The organism is Candidatus Saganbacteria bacterium (assembly GCA_016223245.1).
Lineage (GTDB): Bacteria > Margulisbacteria > WOR-1 > XYC2-FULL-46-14 > XYC2-FULL-37-10 > JACRPL01.
Map to the genome: position 1 here is coordinate 86,884 of JACRPL010000011.1, position 5,823 is coordinate 92,706.

The following is a 5,823-nucleotide window of genomic DNA, read 5'->3' on the forward strand; positions in this document are numbered from 1 at the left end:
GAAAAACTAAATCAAAAATCCGAAATCCGAAAGCCCTCACCCAAATTTTTCAATTTTGGAAGCTTAAAGCTATTTCCCCTCTCCCAGTGGGAGAGGGTTTAATTGAATATAGATTTCAAAATTCGAAAAATCGGGTGAGGGAAAAGAAACTGGGTGAGGGTTTTAGGTTGCTTATTCGGAATTCGATATTAGGATTTATCACAGCAATAATATTTTCTTCAGTCGCATTCGCTTCTTCTCAAGCTGGAGTCGACATCGCAGTTCTCAACGCCGGCGTCGGCGCTCGTCCTATGGGAATGGGCGGTGCTTTTACATCTATCGCCGATAACGCGGATTCGCCATATTGGAATCCCGCAGGCCTTTCAAATATTACAAGCCAGGAAATAACAACAATGCAGACAAAACTATCAACCGATACCGACCATTACTATATAAGCTACGCGACAAAACTTGGTAAAGGAACTCTTGGCATCTCTTGGATCCAGGTATCGCTGGGCAATATCACTCAAACCACAACAACCGATGCTTTTAACGAAGTCATAACAACAAATGTTTTCAGTTATTTCAGCAACGCATATCTTCTGGCATACGGTTTGCCTATTACTCCAAATATATCTTTCGGTATGACCGCGAAATACTTAACATCGGACATGTTCGGCATCGCGGGCGGCCAAGCCTATGGATACAGTTTCTCGCCAGCTTTCTTGATTAAAGCGCGCGGATGGTCATTTGGCGCAAAAGTAGATGAACTTGCAAACGAACAAAAATGGGAAACAGGGACAGCAGAAAAGGTTCCTCCAAAAGCCAGGGTTGGAATTTCATTTATGGAACCGCGGGGTTTACCCGCAGGTTCCACGGTGGCCATCGATGTCGCCCAAACGCTTAGAAGTTCTTATTCGCCGGAATTCGCTTTCGGATACGAGTATAAAAAGGGCGATCTGGCCTTAAGAGCAGGACTTCTTGATTCAAATCTTACAGCAGGCGCGGGGTTTAGATCCGGGAAAGCCTCGCTCGATTATGCTTATGTCCAGCAAAGTTCCGTTTCGCGAAATAATGTCCACCGGATCTCGCTTAGCGGGAAATGGTGATAAGATTTCACTTGACAACTCCATATTTATATGTAAAATGGAGTTATGTATTCCAGATTGCTAAAGCCTCCAAAAGAGAAAAGCTTCTTTCTTTTTGGCCCAAGAGGGACAGGAAAGACCACCTGGGTCAAATCCCTTTCCCCCAAAGCCCTCTATTTGGACCTTCTGGAAGCGGAGCTGTTTAACGACCTATTGGCAAATCCCGGACGCCTCGAGAATTTGATCCCTGCTCATTTTAAAGATTGGGTGATAATCGATGAAGTCCAGAGGATACCTGAACTATTAAATGAAGTCCATAGATTGATCGAAAGTTCAGGATTCAAATTCATATTGACCGGCTCAAGCGCGAGAAAATTAAAAAGAAAAGTCCCAAACCTGCTCGCAGGGCGCGCATTGACCTATTTTTTGCATCAGCTGACCGCAGGAGAGCTAGATAAGGATTTTGATCTGGCCCATTCCCTCGCATACGGCCAACTCCCATCGGTATATATTGAATCCGACCCCAAAAAATATCTTGAAAGCTATGTTAAAACTTATCTCGAAGAAGAAATACAACAGGAAGGATTGACCCGGAATCTTTCGGCATTTTCAAGATTCCTTGAAATAGCTAGTTTTTCGCAGGGTTCCGTGCTTAATATTTCAAATATCGCGCGCGAAAGTGGGATTGAACGCAAAGTTGCCGAAAATTATTTTAATATTCTAGAAGACCTGTTGATCGCGCATCGAGTGCCGGTTTTTTCCAAAAAAGCCAAAAGACGCATGGCCTCCCATCCAAAATTTTATTTTTTCGATACCGGTATATACAGGACTCTTCGCCCAATGGGGCCGCTGGATATGCCGGAAGATGTCCAAGGCATAGCTTTAGAAACATTATTATTCCAAGAGCTAAATGCTTTAAACGATTCTTTGGGGCTAGGATATAAGATCTATTATTGGAGGACGGCTCTTGATCTTGAGGTTGATTTTGTCCTATACGGGAATAAGGGCATTAAGGCATTTGAGATCAAAAGAACCGGCAAGCCAACCGGCTCCATGCTGAAAGGGCTAAAAGCTTTTACGCAAGATTATCCTATGGCTAAATCATATTTCCTTTATGGCGGCAAACGCAAAATAAGAGAAGGCTCAATCGAGCTGCTTCCTATTGAAGATGCCTTAAAAGGCCTGCCGGAAATCCTCTCTTCAAGATAAATGCGCAAACCGCGGCCGAGAGAGCTTCCTGATGTTCCTGCATGAAAAGAGATTGGATCAATTATTTTTAGCCAGGGATTTTTCAATTATGGGGCTAATATTTTCAAGCTTGATTGTTGGTTTTTTTTCCAGAAAATCCAAACCCACAACTGCCGCACGGGTGTTGCTTTCCCAAAACAACCCGCTTGTCCCGAGCTTGTCGAAGGACTATAATGCTCGCAGATAACCAGGAGGCCTTTTATGAAAAAATTTAAAGAAATTGAACTCGCGATAAATAAACACAAGCCATTTATGGCGGAAGAATTTAAAGTTAAATCTATGGAAATTTTCGGGTCGTTTGCGAGAGGCGAACAAACAGAACAAAGCGATCTTGACATTCTTGTTGAATTTTATGAAACAATCGACTTGTTTGCCTTTATACGCTTGGAAAATTTCTTGTCCAGCGCTGTCGGAATTAAGATCGACTTAATCACAAAGGACGCATTGAAGCCTCGAATAAAAGATAGAATACTGCAGGAAGCTATCCCTGTATGAAAAGAGATCATAGATTATATCTTGACGATATTCTTGATGCTATTTCTAAAATAGAAAAGTATGTGGATGGAGCTGCGTTAGATGAGTTTTTCCGCGACAGCAAATCTATTGATTCCGTGATAAGAAATTTTGAAGTGATGGGAGAAGCTGCGAAGAATATCCCCGATGAAGTTAGAGAAAAATACGGCAATGTCCCATGGAAAGAGATGGCAGGAATGCGCGATAAGCTGATACATGAATATTTTGGCGTTAATTTAGACATTGTTTGGGAAACCATAAAAAAACGCCTGCCCGAAGTAAAAATTGCAGTTAAAGAAGCATTAGAGAAAATGGATCAACAATTTGATCCTGGATAGTTTATGCAACTGTCCGCTATTTTAGAAAGGAGGCCTTTTATGAAAAAAAATATCAGAAGTAATACGAAAAATATAATTTATACATTGTTGGTCATTGGGATTTGGTCATTGGTCATTTGTGCCCCAGCGGCCGCCGTTCCCCAGTATATAAACTACCAGGGCGTCTTGAAGGATGCCGCGGGCAATTTGCAGACAGGGACGTACAGCATGGCATTCAAGATCTATGGCGCGGCAGCTATCGGAACGGGGACGGTACTAAACAGCGACAGCGCGGCGAGGAGCGTTTCGGTCTCAAGCGGGATATATAATGTGTCGATCGAAGCGACGAACTCTGTTTTTAACGGGACAGACCGGTGGCTTGAGGTAACGGTTGGGTCGGAAGTTTTGTCGCCGAGGCTTAAGGTCCAGTCAAGCGCGTACGCTATAACGTCCGGCAATGCGGTTACCGCTGAAACCATTAGTAATTATAGGGTCGGAGTTTCAGGCGCAGGCATAGTGCCGACGACTGACGCGACAGGGCTTTTGTCGTCAAGTGTTATTCCGGTCACCGGATCGGTAACGCTTTCGGCGAATTCTTTGAAGCTCGGCGGATATTTACCCGGTGTAAGCGGTGTCGGCATTGTGCCAACGACTGACGCGACGACAGGAAAACTTGCAACAAGCGTGATACCGACAACGATAACGGTATCGACCGCCGATTCTATATCCGGAAACATTTCGACGACAGGAACCATTACTGCATCAGCAACGGCGAACACAAGCGCGATAGTAACGGGCTTGAATGCGGGAGCGGGAACTGGTGTTTATGGGAAGAGCAATACGGGGACGGGAGTTTCTGCGGAGAGCACAAGCGGCGTGGCGCTTGATATTGTGGGGAAAATTAGAGCGAGGACAGGGACGGGATTTTGTGCGGGGACGGGGACGATTGCATTGGGTGACGCTACATCAGGATCCATTGCTAACACAGCTATAACTACAAGCAGTGTTATTTTGTTGACAGTAGGGCATGGGGCAACCACAGCTGCCTTAAACACAAATGGCGGAATACGCGTTTCGACTATAACCAATGGGACAAGTTTTGTGGTGGCAACAATGGATGGGAATGGCGCTTCGGCCGCGATACCGTTTAGTTATTTGATCATCAATTAGAGAAAAGGGCAACGGCTAGGGTAACGCTACCCGTTTCGGCGAGGGGTTACGGCTATGGCCATAACCGTTATCGTTGCCGTACGGCTATGGCCATAACCGTTATCGTTGCCGTTTTACGATACGGGCATCGTTGTCGTTACTTGCCTTTGATTACGGTTGTCGTTTCTTGAAATTATTCCAAGCCACTCCTAATTTATAGAGCTGTCTTCCTGTTTTGTCGTAAATATCTATTAATTTATCGCAAGAATCAATATTTACATGCGAAGAATAAATATCCCTCGCTTGGCTGATGCTGACTACCATCTCATTGCACTCTGCCATCGCATCGTCAATATATTTTTGAAAACCTCTATTTTGGTGTCTTTTCGCGTAACCCTCCGCGATCAATCTTGGTATGGCCTTGCAAGCCCTGCTTAATTGATCTTTCAAATCATATCTCTCATCTCCAGGCAGTTTGCAGGCGATTTCGCATAAGACTGACAACATAGCTGAATAGGAATTTCGATAAACCTCCAAATCTCTAAAACTAACGATCCTATTTTTCAATTCCATGGCAAAAACTCCTTTTTATTAAATATATGGCTACGGCGAGGGTAACGCTACCCGTTTCGGTTATGGCTTTGGGTTATGGCCATAACCGTTATCGTTGCCGTTTTACGATACGGGCATCGTCACCGTTACCCTAACCGAATACAGCAATTATCATGCCAAAGGCGGGTAAGCATGCCAAAGGCGATCATAAGGAGAAATAGAGGGGGGGGGGGTAAAAGCCGCTAATAAGAACAATAATTAGCAGTAATATCGGCGAGCGTCGCGTCGGAGTTGCCCAAGTTGGCTCCAAGCCACAAATAGCGGCCGGAGCAGGTATTTGGGATAGAAACTCCCGCGTTATTAGCAAGCCCTGTCGCGCATGGGACATCGGGCTTAATCGGACTTGCGGAAGCATAAAGATCTGTCGCGACGCCAATACCGTTCCAGCTAATAGTCGCGCCAGTCCCAACATTGTTAGATCCGGTTGTATCGATCATTTGAGAAATATAACCGCCTTTTGGTTTTTTGGGGAGCTTGTCGCCGCCTTCATAATATCTTACATAATCCCAAGACGATTCGCTGTCTGCTGTACCAGCGATGTCGTTCCACCTGAAAGAATTTTCTGTTATGGATGGAATCTTAGGCATTACACCTGTTCCATCTATCCTTAAAGTCCCATCTATATAAACTTTGAAATCGTTACCTTTAGCGGCTATCCTGTAAACATGAAAATCATCAGTTGTATCCATTTTATATTCTAATTTAGAAATGAATTCACTGATTTTATCGTTTCGAATTGTGCATATGAGCTCCTTTACACCGTCATAAGGATTAAGATTTCTTATTTTCCAGGAAGGATCAGCTTCTATTGCCCCGCCCTTAACTCTTCCTTCAGTGACCCATCCAGTAGTATGGGAAAAGTTTGTTTTTCTTTCGAAGGAACCTTTGTCGTCTTTTCCCATTGTTGAAACATGTAA

General features: G+C 44.2%; 7 protein-coding genes. 5 read left to right on the top strand and 2 right to left on the bottom strand.

The window, feature by feature from the left end:
* The first annotated feature begins 134 nt into the window (after positions 1-134).
* From HZC34_04780 to HZC34_04800, 5 genes are all read left to right on the top strand, one after another.
* The gene (locus tag HZC34_04780) at positions 135-1,088 is read left to right on the top strand and encodes a PorV/PorQ family protein (GenBank protein ID MBI5701147.1); all 954 of its coding nucleotides are present in this window, start codon (positions 135-137) and stop codon (positions 1,086-1,088) included.
* 45 nt (positions 1,089-1,133) lie between these two features.
* The gene (locus tag HZC34_04785) at positions 1,134-2,276 is read left to right on the top strand and encodes an ATP-binding protein (protein ID MBI5701148.1); all 1,143 of its coding nucleotides are present in this window, start codon (positions 1,134-1,136) and stop codon (positions 2,274-2,276) included.
* A 240-nt stretch (positions 2,277-2,516) separates the two neighbouring features.
* Positions 2,517-2,810, top strand: coding sequence for a nucleotidyltransferase family protein (locus HZC34_04790; protein ID MBI5701149.1), 294 nt, complete (start codon positions 2,517-2,519; stop codon positions 2,808-2,810).
* Entirely contained in the window at positions 2,807-3,166 is a 360-nt protein-coding gene (locus HZC34_04795; GenBank protein ID MBI5701150.1) for a DUF86 domain-containing protein, read from the top strand. The genes HZC34_04790 and HZC34_04795 overlap by 4 nt, the downstream gene beginning before the upstream one ends.
* Before the next feature lie 39 nt (positions 3,167-3,205).
* A complete protein-coding gene (locus HZC34_04800) occupies positions 3,206-4,315 on the top strand; it encodes a hypothetical protein (GenBank protein MBI5701151.1) in 1,110 nt (369 codons plus the stop codon).
* A 150-nt stretch (positions 4,316-4,465) separates the two neighbouring features.
* On the opposite strand, the gene HZC34_04805 is transcribed toward HZC34_04800, so the two are convergent.
* Together HZC34_04805 and HZC34_04810 are read right to left on the bottom strand one after the other, a co-directional pair.
* A complete protein-coding gene (locus HZC34_04805) occupies positions 4,466-4,867 on the bottom strand; it encodes a four helix bundle protein (GenBank protein ID MBI5701152.1) in 402 nt (133 codons plus the stop codon).
* A 221-nt stretch (positions 4,868-5,088) separates the two neighbouring features.
* Positions 5,089-5,808 (bottom strand): hypothetical protein, encoded by a 720-nt coding sequence (locus tag HZC34_04810; protein ID MBI5701153.1) that lies wholly within the window; start codon positions 5,806-5,808, stop codon positions 5,089-5,091.
* Positions 5,809-5,823 lie beyond the last annotated feature (15 nt).

Excerpts from the sequence above, each read along its gene's own strand:
- HZC34_04785 (MBI5701148.1), top strand. The coding sequence starts at position 1,134 with ATGTATTCCAGATTGCTAAAGCCTCCAAAAGAGAAAAGCTTCTTTCTT.
- HZC34_04790 (MBI5701149.1), top strand. The coding sequence starts at position 2,517 with ATGAAAAAATTTAAAGAAATTGAACTCGCGATAAATAAACACAAGCCA.
- HZC34_04795 (MBI5701150.1), top strand. The coding sequence starts at position 2,807 with ATGAAAAGAGATCATAGATTATATCTTGACGATATTCTTGATGCTATT.
- HZC34_04800 (MBI5701151.1), top strand. The coding sequence starts at position 3,206 with ATGAAAAAAAATATCAGAAGTAATACGAAAAATATAATTTATACATTG.
- HZC34_04805 (MBI5701152.1), bottom strand. The coding sequence starts at position 4,867 with ATGGAATTGAAAAATAGGATCGTTAGTTTTAGAGATTTGGAGGTTTAT.
- HZC34_04810 (MBI5701153.1), bottom strand. The coding sequence starts at position 5,808 with ATGGGAAAAGACGACAAAGGTTCCTTCGAAAGAAAAACAAACTTTTCC.